This window comes from Haloactinomyces albus, from assembly GCF_031458135.1.
Lineage (GTDB): Bacteria > Actinomycetota > Actinomycetes > Mycobacteriales > Pseudonocardiaceae > Haloactinomyces > Haloactinomyces albus.
The window spans coordinates 904,417-920,384 of record NZ_JAVDXW010000001.1 but is presented as its reverse complement, the minus strand read 5'-3'; the positions used below and the strand labels follow the sequence as shown (position 1 = coordinate 920,384).

Genomic DNA, 15,968 nt, shown 5'->3' with positions numbered 1-15,968 from the left:
GGAGCCCGTAGCGATGACCGCGGGGCCGCGTGTGTGTGAACAGGAGCGGTAGTGATTTACTTCGATTCCTCGGCCTTGATCAAACTGATCGCCCCCGACCCGGAGAGCAGGGTGCTGAGCGAGTGGGTGCAGCACAACTGGAACCATCCCCGGGTCACCAGCGCGGTCTCGAAGGTGGATGTGCTGCGTTCGTTCCGCGACATGGGTCCGGCGGCGGAGGATCTGGCGTCGATCGTCGTGTCGAAGATCGAGCAGCTTCCGGTGCGCCAGGAGATCCTGGACAACGCGAGTGAACTGGGGTTCCCGCTCGGTTCGGTCGAGGCGATCCATCTCGCTTCTGCCTCCCAGTCGCGGGAGGGCCTGCACGCGTTCGTTTCGTATGATCCCGTGATGCTGGAGGCGGCGCAGAAGGCCGGCTTGGCCACGGCGTCCCCCGGAGCCGAATGAACGGTGTGTGGTACGCCATACCAGGGCAATGTGCCGACCGGCCCTCGTCTCGGCCCGGCCGATACGTTCTAGAGTGAGGGTATGCCGGTACGAAACCCGTTGAAGCCAGGTGAGCAGACCCCCCGTCGGCCGGTCCCGCCGACGATCGAGCGTCCCGAGTACGTCGACAAGCCGGCACCGCAGCGCAACACCGACTCCGACGTGCAACCGCCCGAGGTGATCGACGCGATGCGCACCGCGGGCAAGCTCGCGGCGCAGGCGCTTGCCGAGGCGGGCAAGGCGGTGCGTCCGGGAGTGACCACCGATCACATCGACACGGTCGTGCACGATTTCTTCGTCGAAAACGGTGTCTACCCGTCGACGCTGGGTTATCGCGGGTTCCCGAAGTCCTGCTGCACCTCGCTGAACGAGGTCATCTGCCACGGCATCCCGGACTCGACGGTGATCGAGGACGGTGACATCGTCAACGTCGACGTCACCGGTTACGTGGGGGGCGTGCACGGGGACACCAACGCGACGTTCTATGCGGGCGAGGTCTCCGAAGAGGCACGGCTACTGGTGGAGCGCACCCACGAGGCGACGATGCGGGCGATCCGCGCGGCCAAGCCCGGTCGGCAGTTGAACGTGATCGGCCGGGTCATCGAGTCCTACGCCAAGCGGTTCGACTACGGAGTGGTTCGTGACTTCACCGGCCACGGCATCGGTCGCTCCTTCCACAGCGGGCTGGTCATTCTGCACTACGACGAGCCATCGGTGCAGACCGTCCTGGAACCCGGCATGACCTTCACCATCGAGCCGATGATCACGCTCGGCACCCACGAGTACGACATCTGGGACGACGAGTGGACGGTGACGACCCGGGACAAGAGCTGGACCGCCCAGTTCGAGCACACCATCCTCATCACGCAGGACGGAAACGAGATCCTCACCCAGCTGTGAGCATGGTCGGCATGGGTGGGCTGCCGCAGCGGCCTACCCGATTCGATGCTGTGCGGCGACATGTCCGAGGAGTCCCCGCCCGATTCGGGGCTCCCAGCCGGAATACCACCGTCGTCCGTTACCGCGAGGACCGGGGATGTTGTGGTGCACTGCAGGATCGGCCGGTTCGGGAAGGTGCCGTGCGGTGCTACCTACGGCATGAGGTAGGAAAGCGGGCGTGAGTGGACTGCTGGTTGCCGGGACGACCTCGGATGCGGGCAAGAGCGTGTTGGCTGCCGCGCTGTGCCGCTGGCTGGCTCGGCGGGGTGCCAAGGTCGCGCCGTTCAAGGCGCAGAACATGTCGAACAACTCCGTGGTTACGCCCCGTGGTGGCGAGATCGGCCGCGCACAGGCGGTCCAGGCCGCGGCGTGCGGTGTGGAGCCGGAGGTGCGGTTCAACCCGGTGCTGCTCAAACCCGGCAGCGACCGCAGTTCCCAGGTCGTGCTGCTGGGGGAGGTGGCAGGGGAGGTCACCGCGATGTCCTACCGGGATCGCAAGGCCGCGCTGCTCGACACCGTCGTGGCCACACTCGACGAGCTCCGTGCGGAGTACGATCACGTGATCTGCGAAGGTGCCGGATCACCCGCCGAGATCAACCTGCGGGCGCACGACATCGCCAATATGGGCCTGGCCCGAGCGGCCGGACTGCCGACGCTGGTGGTCGGTGACATCGATCGTGGTGGCGTGTTCGCACAGCTTTTCGGCACGCTGGCCCTGCTGGATCCGGCGGATCAGGCTCTGATCGGTGGCTTTGTGGTCAACAAGTTCCGAGGCGATCCGGAGCTGCTCCGACCCGGACTCGAGCAGTTGCGGGCGATCACCGGACGCCCGGTCCACGGTGTGCTGCCCTGGGCCGAGGAGCTCTGGCTCGATGCGGAGGATTCACTGTCTTACGTGGCCGACGGGGTGATCGGCCGCCCGGCCCCGCCGGTGGGGCAGCAGTGGTTGCGGGTGGCCGTGCCCAGGTTGCCTCGGATCTCCAATGCCACCGATGTCGAGGCACTGGCTGCCGAGCCGGGCGTTTCGGTGCGGTTCGTCACCGAGCCCTCCCGGTTGGCCGACGCCGACCTGGTCGTGCTCCCGGGATCGAAGTCGACCGTCGCGGACCTGCACTGGCTGCGGAGTTCGGGGCTGGCCGAGGCGATCGCACAGCACGCTGCCGCCGATCTGCCCGTGGTCGGGATCTGCGGCGGGTTCCAGATGTTGAGCCGCCGGATCGCCGACGGGGTGGAATCGGGCTCGACGGTCGACGGGCTCGGCCTGCTGGACCTGGAGATCGAGTTCGCGGCCGCGAAAACGCTGACCAGGCCGACCGGAACCGCGTTCGGTGAGCCGGTTGGTGGCTACGAGATTCACCACGGGCGTGTCGTAGGCCGTGGTGACGACCTGCCTTCCCTGGTGTCGCTCACCGATGGCGAGCCCGAAGGCGGCGTCGACGGTTCGGTGGCGGGCACGCACTGGCACGGGCTGTTCGAGAACGACTCGTTCCGCCGGGAGTTTCTGCGGTGGGCGGCCAAGCAGGCGGACCGGAACGGTTTCGTGCCCGCGGACGACACCGCGTTCGCCGCGCTCCGGCAGACTCAACTCGACCTGCTCGGCGACCTCGTCGAGAAGCACCTCGACACCGAGGCGCTCCTGCGCCTGCTCGACGGTGGCGTGCCGAGCGGCCTGCCCGTTCTTCCTCCCGGCGGTGCTGACGAGATGTCGGCGTCGAACGGCGTCGGCCGTTCCTGAGTCTCAGGTGCCGGTGTCCTCGCCGATCCGGGAGAGGAGCTCCTCCAGAAAACCGCCTGCTTCCGCAGCCGCTCGCTCCGGGTTACCGTCGCGGACCGCTTCGAGTAGCTCGGTGTGCGAGATGTGTTGCTCCGGGGATGCCTCCGGATCGAGGGTCGAGGCGACACTGGACAGGACGGCTTCGCTGAGACCCTGGTAGAGCTCGATGAGCACGGGGTTGTGCGAGGCGTCCACGAGCCGCATGTGGAATCGGGTGTCCTGGGCGACGGCCTGCTCGCGGTCACGCTGCTCGTGTACGGCCGAGTCCCGGATCCCGAGAATCGTTTCCAGTTCGCGAATGTCCTCATCGGTGCGGGCGGTGGCTGCCAGCCGTGCGCTTTCGACCTCGAGTGCGCGGCGAACCTCCAGAACCCGACGGAGCTCCGAATCGCAGAGCCTGCGCACGGCCCCGGAGAGCTCACTGGTGGCGCGGACGAAGGTGCCGTCACCCTGGCGGACTTCGAGCAGCCCGGCATGTGCCAGCGCACGGACCGCTTCACGCACGGTGTTGCGCCCGACTCCGAGAGCGGTGACGAGTTCGGCCTCCGGGGGGATACGCCGACCCAGCGGCCATTCTCCCGAGGACACCAGCTCTCGCATCTGGGCGATGACCTGGTCCACCAAACCGGTCCGCGTGGTCGTGACCAAGGGCACAGTAAGGTCCTTTCATCCAAACATCCTACGTTTGCCATACTAATACGCGATGTCCTCCGAGTCGCGCACCCAGCCTGTCCCTGACCGTGTGACCGATCAGGAAGCCGACATGGTGCCGATCGGAAGGCATTCCGAGGCGAGTGCGTCCACGGACGGCAATACCGATGACAGCACCGGTGACAGCGTCGACGACGGTACCGGGCGGACCGCCCCCACTCGCCGGAGCACCGCGACGACCGCCGGTGGCGGATTGCTGCTCGTGGGTGTCGCACTCGCCGCCGCGAACATGCGCCCTGCGGTGACCAGCCTTGCCTCCCTGCTGGGGGGAGTGCAGGAGTCGCTCGGCGCGAGTACCACCTGGGCCAGCGTGATCACCTCGGTACCCACGTTGTGCTTCGGTGTTGCCGGAATCAGTGCACCGCTGCTCGCACGGCGCTGGGGTAACAACCGGGTCGTGGGACTCTCGCTGGCCGTGCTGACCGTGGCGATGCTGCTGCGCGTGGCGGCCGGGCCGTGGACCGTGCTGGGGGGCACGGTGCTGGTGTGCGCGGCGATCGCCATGTGCAACGTGCTGATCCCCGTCGTGGTCAAGGAGTCCTTCCCCGGTCGCGTGGGGCTGGCGACCGGGGTCTATACGACCGCCATGGCGGCGGGGGGATCGGCAGGATCGGCCTTCACCCCGTGGCTGAGGTCCGAGCTGGGCAGTTGGCAGTTCGCCCTCGCTACCTGGTCGGTGCTCGCACTGGCCGCGTTCCTGGTCTGGGCCCCGGCGACCCGCCGTCGAGGACCTGCCGGCCGGGCATCGGTTTCCTCGGACACGCCGCGCCGGTCGCTCAAGCACAGTCCCCTGGCATGGGCCGTCACGGGATACTTCGCGATGCAGTCGCTGGTTGCCTATGTCGTGATGGGCTGGCTACCGGAGGTGTTCAAGGCAGCGGGCATGGCGGCGGGTCAGGCAGGCGCGCTGCTCGGCCTGCTCCTGCTGATCGGGGTACCGGTCAGCATGGTGCTTCCGCCGCTGGTCACCAAGACCCGCAGCCAGTCCTGGTGGGCGCTCGGGCTGGCACTGATCGCGATCGCCGGTTTTCTCGGGCTGCTGCTCGCTCCGATGGCCGCGCCCGTGATGTGGGCACTGCTGATCGGCACCGGTATGAGTGCGTTCCCCTTGGCGCTGACGTTCATCTCGCTGCGCACGAGCAACGCGGCCGATACCGGACAACTTTCCGCGATGGCTCAGAGCATCGGATATCTGATCGCCTCGAGCGGTCCGTTCCTGTTCGGGATGCTGCATACGCTCACGAGCGGCTGGACCGCTTCGCTGACCGTGATCCTGGGCATCCTGGCGCTGCAGGGCACCGTGGGGATCTTCGCGGGTCGGCCACGGACGGTGGGAGAGCAGGCAGCGCGCGAGTAGACGGGCCGAGTCCCTCCGGCGGGCAGTGTGGCGTCGTGACTCCCTGCCCACCGGAGGGAGTCGACTCAGATCAGGCCGAGCTCCAGCATGGCGTCGGCGACGCGGGTGAATCCGGCGATATTGGCTCCGGCGACATAGTTGCCCGGCATACCGTATTCCTCAGCGGTCTCGTAGCACCGGCTGTGCACATCGACCATGATTTCCTGCAGGCGCTTCTCGGTGAACTCGAAACTCCAGCTGTCCCGGGAGGCGTTCTGCTGCATCTCCAGCGCCGAGGTCGCGACACCGCCTGCGTTGGCGGCCTTGCCCGGGCCGTACGCGATACCGGCATCCTGAAAGACCCGAACGCCTTCCGGTGTCGTGGGCATGTTCGCGCCCTCGCCGACGGCGATACATCCGTTGGCCACCAGGGTTTCGGCGTCCTTGCCGGTGATCTCGTTCTGGGTGGCCGAAGGCAGGGCCACCTCGCACGGCACATCCCAGATGCGGCCCTTGTCCAGGAACTTCGCACTGGGACGCCGTTCGGCGTAGGCGCTGATGCGCTCGCGTTCGACTTCCTTGAGCTGCTGGACCAGCTCGGTGTCGATGCCGTTCTCGTCGTAAATGTAGCCGCTGGAGTCCGAGCAGGCGACCACGGTGCCGCCGAGCTGGTGCACTTTCTCCATGGTGTAGATCGCGACATTGCCCGAGCCGGACACGACGACGCGCTTGCCGCCGAAGGACGTGCCGCGCGCGGACAGCATCTCGTTGACGAAGAAGGTGCACCCGTAGCCGGTGGCCTCGGTCCGCACCCGCGCTCCCCCGAAAGCCAGATCCTTGCCGGTGAGCACACCGGACTCGTAGCGGTTGGTGATGCGCTTGTACTGGCCGAACAGGTAGCCGACCTCGCGGCCACCCACGCCGATGTCACCCGCGGGCACGTCGGTGTACTCACCGAGGTGGCGGTGCAGCTCGGTCATGAAGCTCTGGCAGAACCGCATGATCTCGCGGTCGGAGCGTCCCTTCGGGTCGAAGTCCGCGCCACCCTTGCCGCCACCGATCGGCAAGCCGGTCAGGGCGTTTTTGAAGATCTGTTCGAAGCCGAGGAACTTGATGATTCCCTGGTAGACCGAGGGGTGGAAACGCAGGCCGCCCTTGTACGGGCCGAGCGCGCTGTTGAACTCCACCCGGAATCCGCGGTTGATGTGCACTTCCCCGCGGTCGTCTTCCCAGGGAACACGGAAGGTGATCTGGCGCTCCGGCTCGCAGATCCGCTCGATGATCTTGTTCTCGGCGTATTCCGGATGTTTGGCCAGTACCGGACCGATGCTTTCCAGAACCTCGCGGACCGCCTGGTGGAACTCGGTTTCACCTTGGTTGCGATCGACGACGGCGTCGTAGATGGGTTCCAGTCGCTCGTGTAGCAAGCGAGTAATCCTTTCTCACGGGAGGACCTCCTCGCAGCCTCATGCTTCTGCGGCTCGCACGCTACCCGAAGAGGACGTGAGAGTTCTCATGAAATTAAACTTCCGCAATATGGACTATTGGGATGTGGTCAGTCCAGCGGCAGGTTGAGCAGCGCATTCTCGACCAGTTCGGGCATTGCCGGATGGATCCAGTACTGCCCGCGGGCCATCGAGCGGGCATCGAGTCCGAAGTGCATCGCCTGGATCAGCGGCTGGATCAGCGTCGGTGCCTGCGGGCCCATGATATGGGCACCGAGTAGCCGCCCGGTGGCCGGATCGGCCAGCAGCTTGGCGAATCCGGTGGTGTCCTCCATCGCCCAGCCGTAGGCGATGTCCGCATACTCCTGTGTCGCGGTGACGTAGCGAATTCCATGAGCCTGCGCATCCTGCTCGGTCAACCCCACGGAAGCGATCTGCGGACCGGAGAACACCGCGTGCGGCACGAAACGGTGGTCGGCTTCCATCGGAGCGCCCGGGTGCAGCAGGTTGTGCTGTACGACGCGCTCCTCGTGATTGGCGACGTGCTTGAGTTCGTGCTTGCTGCTGATGTCACCCAGCGCCCATACCCCCTCGATGGAGGTGTGCTGCATGGCATCCACTTTGATCTTGCCGTCTTCGGTGGTGGTGAGGCCGCCGTTGGCGGCCCCCAACAGGTCGGAATTCGGGATTCGGCCGGTTGCGATCAACAACACCTCGGCCTCCACGACCTCGGCGCCCGCGGGTCCGTCCAGGTGCAGCCGAGTGATACCGCCGGAACGCTCGACACCCGTCTCTCCGCGATTGAGGCGGAGATCCCACCGGTCCGCCGCGATTCCGGTGAACCGGTGGGAGATGTCGATGTCCTCGGAGCGCAGCACCTGTCCGGAGCGCCCGATGAGAGTGACCTCCACCCCCAGTGAGGAGAACACGTGGGCGAACTCGGCGCCGATGAAGCCGGTCCCCATGATGGCCATCCGCCGGGGCAGTTCGTCGAGGCGCATGATGGTGTCGCTGGTGTGGTGGTCGACAGCATCGAGTCCGGGAACGTCCGGGATCGTGGGGCGACCGCCCGCTGCGACGACGAAACGGTCCGCGGTGATGGTCTCGCTGCCGGACGTGGTCGTCACGGCCAGCTCCTTGACCCCGGTGAACCGGCCGGTGCCCTCGTAGACCGTGACATTCGGGTTGTCCTCGACCCGGTACCGGCGTCCGCCTGCTGCGATCGGGTCGATCCGGCCGAAGATGCGGTCGCGGATCTCGCGCCAGCGCACGTCCTGAAGTTCGAGTCCCACTCCCAGCTTCGGTCCCGAGTCGGGCGCACTTGCGATGTCGGCGGTGTGCACGAACATCTTCGTGGGGATGCAGCCCACGTTCAGGCAAGTGCCGCCGTAGGCCCCGTTGGGGCCGATGCCTTTCTCCACGATGGCGACGTTCCAGTCGTCGAAACGCTCGTCGAGGATCCCATTACCGGAACCGGTGCCGATGATGACCAGGTCGAAGTGTTGCACGGGTCCATCCTGCCTCAGGGCGGGTGGTGCCCGTGATCCCCGCCCGCTGCGCCCGGTGATTTCCGTCCCGGGTGCAGCGGGCGGCGCGGAACGCTCAGTGTGCGTAGGTCGGTGCGATGATCGCCCGGCCGACGGTGTGGAAGGCCAGCATGAAGTTGACCACCGCGGCACTGGCGCTGCTGTCCACCCCGAGGTTTTCGGAGTCCACTCCCTGCACCACGAAGTAGTACCGGTGCGGGCGGTCTCCGGACGGAGGTGCGGCACCACCGAATGCCCGCTCGCCCATGTCGTTGGCCACGTGGAAGGCACCTGCCGGGACACCGCTGCCGCTGCGGTTGCCCGCGTCGCGGGGGAGTTCGGTCACGTTGGCGGGGATGTCGACGAGGGCCCAGTGCCAGAATCCGCCCGGGATCGGTGCATCCGGATCGAAGCATGTGACCACGAAGCTCTTCGCGGTTTCCGGGAAGCCGGCCCAGCTCAACTGTGGTGAGACATTCTCGCCCCCGGCCCCCATGCCGTCGTAGGCGTGGGCCTGGGACATCGGTTTGCCGTCGGTCACATCGCTCGAGGTGACCGTGAAGGTGGGTACCTCGGGAAGCAGGGAATAGGGATCGGGATCGACGGGACGCTCGAGGCTCATCGGGTTCCTCCTCGATGACGGGCTGCGTTGTGCTGACCTGGTGAATGATCACCGTCCGCTCCACCCTAGCCACGAATACCGCCGCGCGCGTGGCGTGGGCGGTGCGGCCCCGGAGCGCCTGCGCGCCGGGACGGGGCGCAGGCGCGACGTCGGCCGGGAATTCCCGTACGGGCTACCGTCCGTGAGAAAGGCAAGTGACGCGCGCACGCGCTGCGGTGAGGAGGCCCTGGTGAAGATCCATGTCGGCCCGGTTCGGGCTCCCGAGCTGGAAGAGGCCGTGCTCGACGCAGGCGGTGAGTTGAGCACGCTGCGGGAGGCTTCGGCGCTGGTGTGGTACGGGGCGGGGCCGGAGCGCTTCGGCGATTTCCATCATTCCGGGATCGAGTGGGTACAGATTCCCTCCGCGGGGATCGAGCCGTGGCTGGCCGCCGGGGCGCTGGGTGGTGACGAAACGCTGTTCACCTCTGCGGCGGGTGCCTATGCCGAGACCGTCGCCGAACACGCCCTTGCGCTGATGCTGGCCGGAACCCGCCAGCTGCACACCATCGCGCGTGCGGGGAGTTGGCAGCGTCCGGAGGGTATCCGCACCCTGCTCGGCGCGACCGTCGGCATCATCGGGGCCGGCGGCATCGGCCGCTCGCTGATCCGGTTGCTCGAACCGTTCGGAGTGCGGGTGCTGGCCGTGAACCGCTCCGGGCGGCAGGTGGCAGGGGCGCAGCGCACGATCCGCGCCGACGACTCCGAGGGAATCGGTGAGCTGCTGGGGGCTTGCGACCATGTCGTCATCGCCGCGCCCGCCACCACATCGACGGACAAGCTGATCGCAGCGACCGAACTGGAGCGGATGCAGCCGCACGCCTGGCTGGTCAACATCGCGCGCGGCTCCCTCGTGGACACCGAGGCGCTGGTTGCCGCGCTGGCCGAGGGACGGATCGCCGGGGCGGCGCTGGATGTCACCGATCCGGAGCCGCTGCCGGACGGACACCCGCTGTTCGGCGAGCCGCGCGCGCTGATCTCTCCGCATTCGGCGAACCCGCAGCACCTGCTGTTGCCTGCACTGGCCCGCCGGGTCCACACGAATGTGGCGCGCTACCTCGCGGGTGAACCCCTCGAAGGAGTGGTCGACCTCTCGGCGGGTTACTGACAGCGGAAAGGCAGCCGGTGAACGCGTCGTTGTGGCATCCCTGCCGCCACAACGACGCGTTCACCGCATCATCGGGTGCCGGGTTAGGATGGCCGGGCCAGACGGCGGTGACGCGGAGGAACCCGGTGCGAGTCCGGGGTGGTCGCGCCACTGTGACCGGGTAGCGGTCCCCACGTGCCACGGCCTCACGGGCCGGAAGGCGGGTGCACTGCGGTGACCCGGGAGCCAGGACACTCTGCTGATCGGGAGAACCCGGCCGGTGCCGAAAGCCGGTCGGTGACCGTGGCCGCCGTACACCTCGACGCCGGGGCGCGTATCCCGGAGAGAGGACGACCGTCATGAGTGAGTCCGGTCTGCCCCCCACCCGTTCCGAATCGGGGTTCGCACCGCAGGAGTCCACAGCGGATGAGCCGGGAGCATCCCGATCGCGTGTCCTCCTGGTTTCCACCGCCGACACCGATCTCCTCGCGGCGAGGTCGTCCGATGGTGACTATCGCGTCGCCAACCCGAACCGGGTCGACGCGGCCGACGTGCCCGCACTGATCGAGGATGTCGATGTCGCCGTCGTCCGGCTGTTGGGAGGCCGCCGCGCCTGGGAAGCCGGACTGGATGCGCTGCTGGCCTCGGATGTGCCCACGGTTGCGCTCGGCGGCGAGGCCACTCCGGATGCCGAGTTGATGGCTCTGTCCACAGTGCCCGCCGGGGTGACGACCCAGGCGCTGTCGTATCTGGTCGAGGGCGGCCCGAACAATTTGGGGGAGCTCGCCCGCTTCCTGTCCGACACCGTGCTGCTGACCGGTGAAGGCTTCGAACCGCCGGAGCGGACACCGGAATACGGCAGGCACGGCTCCCGTGCGCACGATCCCGCCAAGCCGACCGTCGGTATCGTTTTCTACCGGGCGCACGCTTTGGCGGGCAACAGTGCTTTCGTGGACACCCTCGCCGATCAGGTCGAGCAGGCGGGTGCCAATGCGCTGCCGGTGTTCTGCGGCTCGCTGCGGGGATTATCCGACGCCGACGGACTGCGCGGGCTGCTCGGCGAGTGCGATGCGCTGGTCGCCACGGTGCTGGCTGCCGGTGGTGCCGTGGCCGCCGATGCCAGCGCCGGTGGCGATGAGGACTCCTGGGACGCCGGTGCGCTGGCCGCGCTGGACGTGCCCGTGCTGCAGGGCATGTGCCTGACCACGAGCAGGGCGGCCTGGGCCGACAGCGATGCGGCCCTGTCGCCGATGGATGCCGCGATGCAGGTCGCGGTACCGGAGTTCGACGGCCGCCTGATCAGTGTGCCGTTCTCGTTCAAGGAAAGCGGCGAGGACGGTATTCCGGTGTATGTCGCCGATCCGGAACGTGCGCGGCGAGTGGCGGGTACCGCCGTGTCGCTGGCCAAGCTGCGCCACGTCGACAGCGCCGACAAGCGCTTGGGCATCGTGCTGTCGTCCTACCCGACGAAGCACTCCCGCATCGGCAACGCGGTCGGTCTGGACACTCCCGCCTCGGCGGTCGACCTGCTGCGTGCGCTGGAAAGCGCCGGATACGACCTGGGCGGGCTCGATCTGCCCACCATGGATGGTGATCAGCTCATTCATCGGCTGATCGCAGCGGGCGGCCACGACGTCGAGTGGCTCAGCGAGGAACAGATGGCCGATGCCGCCATTCGTGTTCCGACCACTCGCTACCGGGAATGGTTCGACGCACTGCCCGAGGCGCTGCGCGAGGCGATGACGGAACAATGGGGTCCCCCGCCGGGCAGTCTCTACGTCGACGACGAGGGCGCGATCTACGTGGCCGCGCTGCGCTTCGGCAACGTGGTGCTGTTGATTCAGCCCCCACGCGGATTCGGGGAGAATCCGATCGCGATCTACCACGATCCCGACCTGCCGCCCTCACACCAGTACCTCGCCGCCTACCGCTGGCTGGCCGAGGACTTCGGCGCCGATGCGGTGGTGCATCTCGGCAAGCACGGAACACTGGAGTGGCTGCCCGGCAAGGGGCTCGGTCTGGCGGCCGACTGCGCCCCCGATGCGGTCCTGGGGGACCTGCCGCTGATCTACCCGTTCATCGTCAACGACCCGGGTGAGGGCACGCAGGCCAAGCGGCGCGGCCATTCGGTCGTGGTCGACCACATGATCCCCCCGATGGACCGGGCCGACACCTACGGCGACATCGCCAAACTGGAACAGCTCCTCGACGAGTACGCCACCGTCGCCGATCTGGATCCGGAGAAGAAACCGACCCTGCGCAACCAGATCTGGGAGCTGATCACCTCCGCCGACCTGCACCACGATCTGCACCAGCCGGAACAACCCGATGCCGAGTCGTTCGACGACTTCGTGATGCACGTCGATGGATACCTGTGCGAGATCAAGGACGTGCAGATCCGCGACGGTCTGCACGTCCTCGGCCGACCTCCCGAGGGAGCGGAACTCGTCAACGACGTGTTGGCGATCCTGCGCGCGCGGCAGGTCTTCGGTGGTGAGGTGGGTGCCCTTCCCGGGCTGCGTTCGGCTCTGGCCGAGCACTTCGGTCTCGACGAGCAGGCGCTGCTGGCCGAACCCGGCGCTGCCGCCGAGATCCCGGAGGCATTGACCCGCCTGGTCGAGGGGCCGTCGGCCTCGGCATCGGATGCCGTGGACCTGCTGGAAGGGCTGGCGCGCAAGCTCGTCACCGGGCTCGCCGATCTGGGGTGGCAGGTCGAGAAGGCCTCTTCGGTGGCCGCCGACATCCTCGGCGGGCAGCAGGACTCGGTGGAGAAGGTGCTGCGCTTCGCCTGTGCCGAGCTCGCACCGAGGCTGGCCCGTACCACCGACGAGATCGACAACGTGGTGCGGGCGCTCGACGGCGGTTTCGTGCAGTCGGGGCCGTCCGGATCGCCGACCAGGGGACTGGTGTCGGTGCTACCGACCGGACGGAACTTCTACTCGGTCGACCCCAAGGCGATTCCCTCCCGCAACGCCTTCGACGTGGGTGCTGCGCTGGCGGATTCGCTGATTGCGCGGCACCGCCAGGACACCGGGGAGTACCCCCGCTCGGTGGGGCTGACGGTGTGGGGCACCTCGGCGATGCGTACCCAGGGCGATGACATCGCCGAGGTGCTGTGGCTGCTCGGCTGCCGCCCGACCTGGGACGACGCCTCCCGCCGGGTGACCGGCTTCGAGGTTGTCCCCGTCGAGGAGCTCGGCCGCCCCCGCATCGATGTCGTGGTACGGATTTCGGGTTTCTTCCGCGATGCCTTCCCGCACGTGGTCTCGCTGATCGACGACGCGGTGCAAGCGGTGGCACATCTCGACGAGTCCGACGCCGACAACCACGTCGCCGAGCATTACCGCGCGGACCTGGCGGAGCACGGTGACACGCGTCGTGCGTCGACACGCATTTTCGGGTCCAAGCCCGGTGCCTATGGCGCGGGCCTGCTGCCGCTGATCGACGCGCGCAACTGGCGCACCGACGCCGATCTCGCCGAGGTTTACGCCACCTGGGGTGGTTTCGCCTATGGCCGCGGCCTCGACGGCCGCCAGGCGCGTACGGACATGGAATCGGCGTTCCGCCGTATCCAGGTCGCGGCGAAGAACGTGGACACGCGCGAGCACGACATCGCCGACTCCGACGACTACTTCCAGTACCACGGCGGCATGGTTGCCATGGTGCGCTCCCTGTCCGGCAACAATCCGGCGGCCTATGTCGGGGACTCCGCGGTGCCGCACGCGGTCAAGACCAGGACGCTGGGCGAGGAAACCAAGCGGGTTTTCCGCGCCAGGGTCGTCAACCCGAAGTGGATCGCGGCGATGCAGCGCCACGGCTACAAGGGAGCCTTCGAACTCGCGGCCACGGTGGACTACCTGTTCGGCTTCGACGCGACCGCGGGAGTCGTCGACGACTGGATGTACACCAAGCTCGCCGAATCCTACGTGTTCGACGACGAGGTGCAGGACTTCCTGCGCCAGGCCAATCCGTGGGCCCTGCGTGGCATGACCGAACGCCTGCTGGAGGCCGCCGACCGCGGTCTGTGGTCCGAGCCCGACCAGCGAACCCTCGACGACCTCCGCGAGGTGTACCTCGAGCTGGAAGGAGAACTCGAGGACTGATTGTCCGGTTGTCCGGACCTGCCCGGATTCCTCCCCCCGAGGTTCTCCCCCGAGAGTCTCCCGGGTGAGGAATCCCTCCTCCGGCGACACGATCGTGTGTTCGCACCCGCTTGTGAGGTGTCGCAAGCACACCGCGTTCGGCCTCTCGCGGACACTGTTCCCGGTCTTTCGGCAAGCCGGTCGAAGTCGATGATCGGCCGCCGAGGTCGACCACGCTGATTCCGGGAGGGGAGCGACGACATGCGAGGCGGTCTGCGTCGGATGCGGTCTCTGTGGGGGTTGCTCGCTGCGCTGACCCTGTGGTCGGTATGGGCGCTGACCTCCTCGGCAGCGCTCGCGGATTCGGGGGTACTTCCGCCGGACGCCCTGGATCGGGAGCCGATCGTCGGTGGGCAACCTGCCGATATCACCGAGTACCCGTGGGTGGTGTACCTCACGAACGTGCAAGGAGTCCAGTTCTGCGGCGGCACGATCGTGCGGGCGACCAAGATCGTCACCGCCGCGCACTGCGTTGCGGGAAAGATGCCCGCGGCGGTGCGCGTGGTCGCGGGCAGACAGGACAAGCAGACTGCAGCCGGAACCGTCGCGAGAGTCGGCGGGATCTGGATCCATCCCGATTACCGGAGTCCCCTCGAAGGGGCCGATGTCGCCGTGCTGACTCTGGTCGAGCGGATACCGCGGCAGTCCTTGCCGCCGGCATCACCGCAGGACGGTGAGCTGTACCGGGCGGGAACTCGGGCCACGGTGCTGGGCTGGGGAGCCACCAGCGAGGATGGGAGCACCTCGAGAGTTCTGCGTAAGGTCACGGTCCCGGTGGTCGGCGACGCGGAGTGTTCGGAGGCCTATCCCTCCCGGTACTCGTCCCGGGTGATGATGTGTGCGGGGCTGCCACAAGGAGGGGTGGACGGTTGCCAGGGTGATTCCGGTGGTCCGCTCGTGGCGGGCGGCAGGCTGATCGGCATCGTGTCCTGGGGCCGAGGATGCGCTCGGCCGGGAAGCCCCGGCGTGTACACGCGTGTGCTGACCTACCACCAGGACATCCGGCAACAACTCGAGTAGGGGCCGGAGGCCCCGGGTGGGTGCCTCGTGGGCCGTCGAGTCAGGTTGCGACGAGGCCGACGGAGATGCTGACGAACGCCGCGGCGCTGACCATGTCCAGCGATTTCTGGAACCGCGGGTGGCGCAGCCGGGTGGCGATGCGGGAGGCAGCCAGCACGATGGTCACCTCCCAGATCGCCGCCAGGACCAAAAAGACCACACCGAGCATCACCAGTTGTAGTGCGGGCTGCGTGGAGCTGCCGACGAACTGCGGCAGGAACGCCAGGCTGAACAGCAGCATCTTCGGGTTCGTGATGTTGCTCAGCAGGCCCCGCAGGTAGGGGTTTCCGTCATCGTGCGGGAGCTCATCGGGGACGACGAGACCGTCCTTGGCTGTTTCCTGCCGGGCCAGCCACAGACCACGCAGGATCATCGCGGCGAGGTAGAGCAGATAGGCCGCTCCGACCCATTTCAGAATCGACAGCACGGCCGGATTCCTACTGACCAGCGCCCCGAGGCCGGAGATCACCACGGCTACCTGGAGAAAGCTCGCGGTGTGGATCCCCGCCAGCGCGTACATGCCGGGCCGAGTGCCGAAACGCAGCGAGGTACGCAGGAGCAGGAACGCATCGACACCGGGAGTGAGAATCACCACCACGCTGGCAAGCAGGAAGGCAGGCAGTGCGGTGAAGTCCAGGAGCATGACGTTCCTTTCGCCGTGAGTCGTCGGTGTCGTGCCGTTGGTCTCGCTGATGCGGCGGCCGGGAGCAGGCAGCCAAGAGCGCTCGGCAGGGTGCCCCGCCCGATTGCTCTCCCCGGATCGAGCGCAATGTGTCACTCGATCGGGCAAGATCGTTGTTCACCG

12 protein-coding genes and 1 riboswitch are annotated in these 15,968 nt (G+C 67.4%); of the genes, 7 read left to right on the top strand and 5 right to left on the bottom strand.

From position 1 onward, the window contains the following. The first annotated feature begins 51 nt into the window (after positions 1 to 51). The 3 genes from JOF55_RS04265 (at position 52) to JOF55_RS04255 (ending at position 3,160) form a co-directional block, all read left to right on the top strand. Positions 52 to 447 carry a type II toxin-antitoxin system VapC family toxin gene (locus JOF55_RS04265; RefSeq protein ID WP_310269877.1) on the top strand — a complete coding sequence of 132 codons (396 nt, stop codon included), beginning with the start codon at positions 52 to 54 and terminating at the stop codon, positions 445 to 447. Between the two features lie 81 nt (positions 448 to 528). Further along, entirely contained in the window at positions 529 to 1,386 is an 858-nt protein-coding gene (map, locus tag JOF55_RS04260; RefSeq protein ID WP_310269874.1) for a type I methionyl aminopeptidase, read from the top strand. A 217-nt stretch (positions 1,387 to 1,603) separates the two neighbouring features. Then, positions 1,604 to 3,160 carry a cobyric acid synthase gene (locus JOF55_RS04255; protein WP_310269871.1) on the top strand — a complete coding sequence of 519 codons (1,557 nt, stop codon included), beginning with the start codon at positions 1,604 to 1,606 and terminating at the stop codon, positions 3,158 to 3,160. 3 nt (positions 3,161 to 3,163) lie between these two features. Here JOF55_RS04255 and JOF55_RS04250 read toward each other — a convergent pair whose 3' ends face one another. Next, entirely contained in the window at positions 3,164 to 3,853 is a 690-nt protein-coding gene (locus JOF55_RS04250) for a FadR/GntR family transcriptional regulator (protein ID WP_310269868.1), read from the bottom strand. A 49-nt stretch (positions 3,854 to 3,902) separates the two neighbouring features. On the opposite strand from JOF55_RS04250, the gene JOF55_RS04245 reads away from it, so the two are divergent. Further along, a complete protein-coding gene (locus JOF55_RS04245) occupies positions 3,903 to 5,267 on the top strand; it encodes a CynX/NimT family MFS transporter (protein WP_310269866.1) in 1,365 nt (454 codons plus the stop codon). A gap of 65 nt (positions 5,268 to 5,332) precedes the next feature. Here the strand turns inward: JOF55_RS04245 and gdhA are convergent, their stop codons facing one another. The 3 genes from gdhA to JOF55_RS04230 all read right to left on the bottom strand — a co-directional run bounded on the left by gdhA (position 5,333) and on the right by JOF55_RS04230 (position 8,839). Continuing rightward, positions 5,333 to 6,673, bottom strand: a complete 1,341-nt coding sequence (gene gdhA / locus JOF55_RS04240) for an NADP-specific glutamate dehydrogenase (protein WP_310269863.1) — start codon at positions 6,671 to 6,673, stop codon at positions 5,333 to 5,335. 128 nt (positions 6,674 to 6,801) lie between these two features. After that, positions 6,802 to 8,199, bottom strand: a complete 1,398-nt coding sequence (locus JOF55_RS04235) for a mycothione reductase (RefSeq protein WP_310269859.1) — start codon at positions 8,197 to 8,199, stop codon at positions 6,802 to 6,804. Between the two features lie 94 nt (positions 8,200 to 8,293). Beyond that, positions 8,294 to 8,839 carry a YbhB/YbcL family Raf kinase inhibitor-like protein gene (locus tag JOF55_RS04230; protein ID WP_310269857.1) on the bottom strand — a complete coding sequence of 182 codons (546 nt, stop codon included), beginning with the start codon at positions 8,837 to 8,839 and terminating at the stop codon, positions 8,294 to 8,296. A 229-nt stretch (positions 8,840 to 9,068) separates the two neighbouring features. Here JOF55_RS04230 and JOF55_RS04225 point away from each other — a divergent pair, with 229 nt between their 5' ends. From JOF55_RS04225 to JOF55_RS04215, 3 genes are all read left to right on the top strand, one after another. Beyond that, complete coding sequence (locus tag JOF55_RS04225) at positions 9,069 to 9,983, top strand: D-isomer specific 2-hydroxyacid dehydrogenase family protein (protein WP_310269854.1); 915 nt, start codon at positions 9,069 to 9,071, stop codon at positions 9,981 to 9,983. A gap of 116 nt (positions 9,984 to 10,099) precedes the next feature. Next, positions 10,100 to 10,218: riboswitch (cobalamin riboswitch) on the top strand. A gap of 103 nt (positions 10,219 to 10,321) precedes the next feature. After that, positions 10,322 to 14,065 carry a cobaltochelatase subunit CobN gene (gene cobN / locus JOF55_RS04220; RefSeq protein ID WP_310269852.1) on the top strand — a complete coding sequence of 1,248 codons (3,744 nt, stop codon included), beginning with the start codon at positions 10,322 to 10,324 and terminating at the stop codon, positions 14,063 to 14,065. A 240-nt stretch (positions 14,066 to 14,305) separates the two neighbouring features. Then, entirely contained in the window at positions 14,306 to 15,124 is an 819-nt protein-coding gene (locus JOF55_RS04215) for a S1 family peptidase (protein ID WP_310269850.1), read from the top strand. 40 nt (positions 15,125 to 15,164) lie between these two features. Here JOF55_RS04215 and JOF55_RS04210 read toward each other — a convergent pair whose 3' ends face one another. Next, positions 15,165 to 15,806 carry a LysE family translocator gene (locus tag JOF55_RS04210; RefSeq protein ID WP_310269845.1) on the bottom strand — a complete coding sequence of 214 codons (642 nt, stop codon included), beginning with the start codon at positions 15,804 to 15,806 and terminating at the stop codon, positions 15,165 to 15,167. Between the last annotated feature and the right edge of the window lie 162 nt (positions 15,807 to 15,968).

What these genes read in the sequence shown, in the direction of transcription:
- JOF55_RS04245 (WP_310269866.1), top strand. Translation starts at nt 3,903, where the DNA reads ATGTCCTCCGAGTCGCGCACCCAGCCTGTCCCTGACCGTGTGACCGAT.
- JOF55_RS04210 (WP_310269845.1), bottom strand. Translation starts at nt 15,806, where the DNA reads ATGCTCCTGGACTTCACCGCACTGCCTGCCTTCCTGCTTGCCAGCGTG.
- JOF55_RS04215 (WP_310269850.1), top strand. Translation starts at nt 14,306, where the DNA reads ATGCGAGGCGGTCTGCGTCGGATGCGGTCTCTGTGGGGGTTGCTCGCT.
- cobN (WP_310269852.1), top strand. Translation starts at nt 10,322, where the DNA reads ATGAGTGAGTCCGGTCTGCCCCCCACCCGTTCCGAATCGGGGTTCGCA.
- JOF55_RS04230 (WP_310269857.1), bottom strand. Translation starts at nt 8,839, where the DNA reads ATGAGCCTCGAGCGTCCCGTCGATCCCGATCCCTATTCCCTGCTTCCC.
- map (WP_310269874.1), top strand. Translation starts at nt 529, where the DNA reads ATGCCGGTACGAAACCCGTTGAAGCCAGGTGAGCAGACCCCCCGTCGG.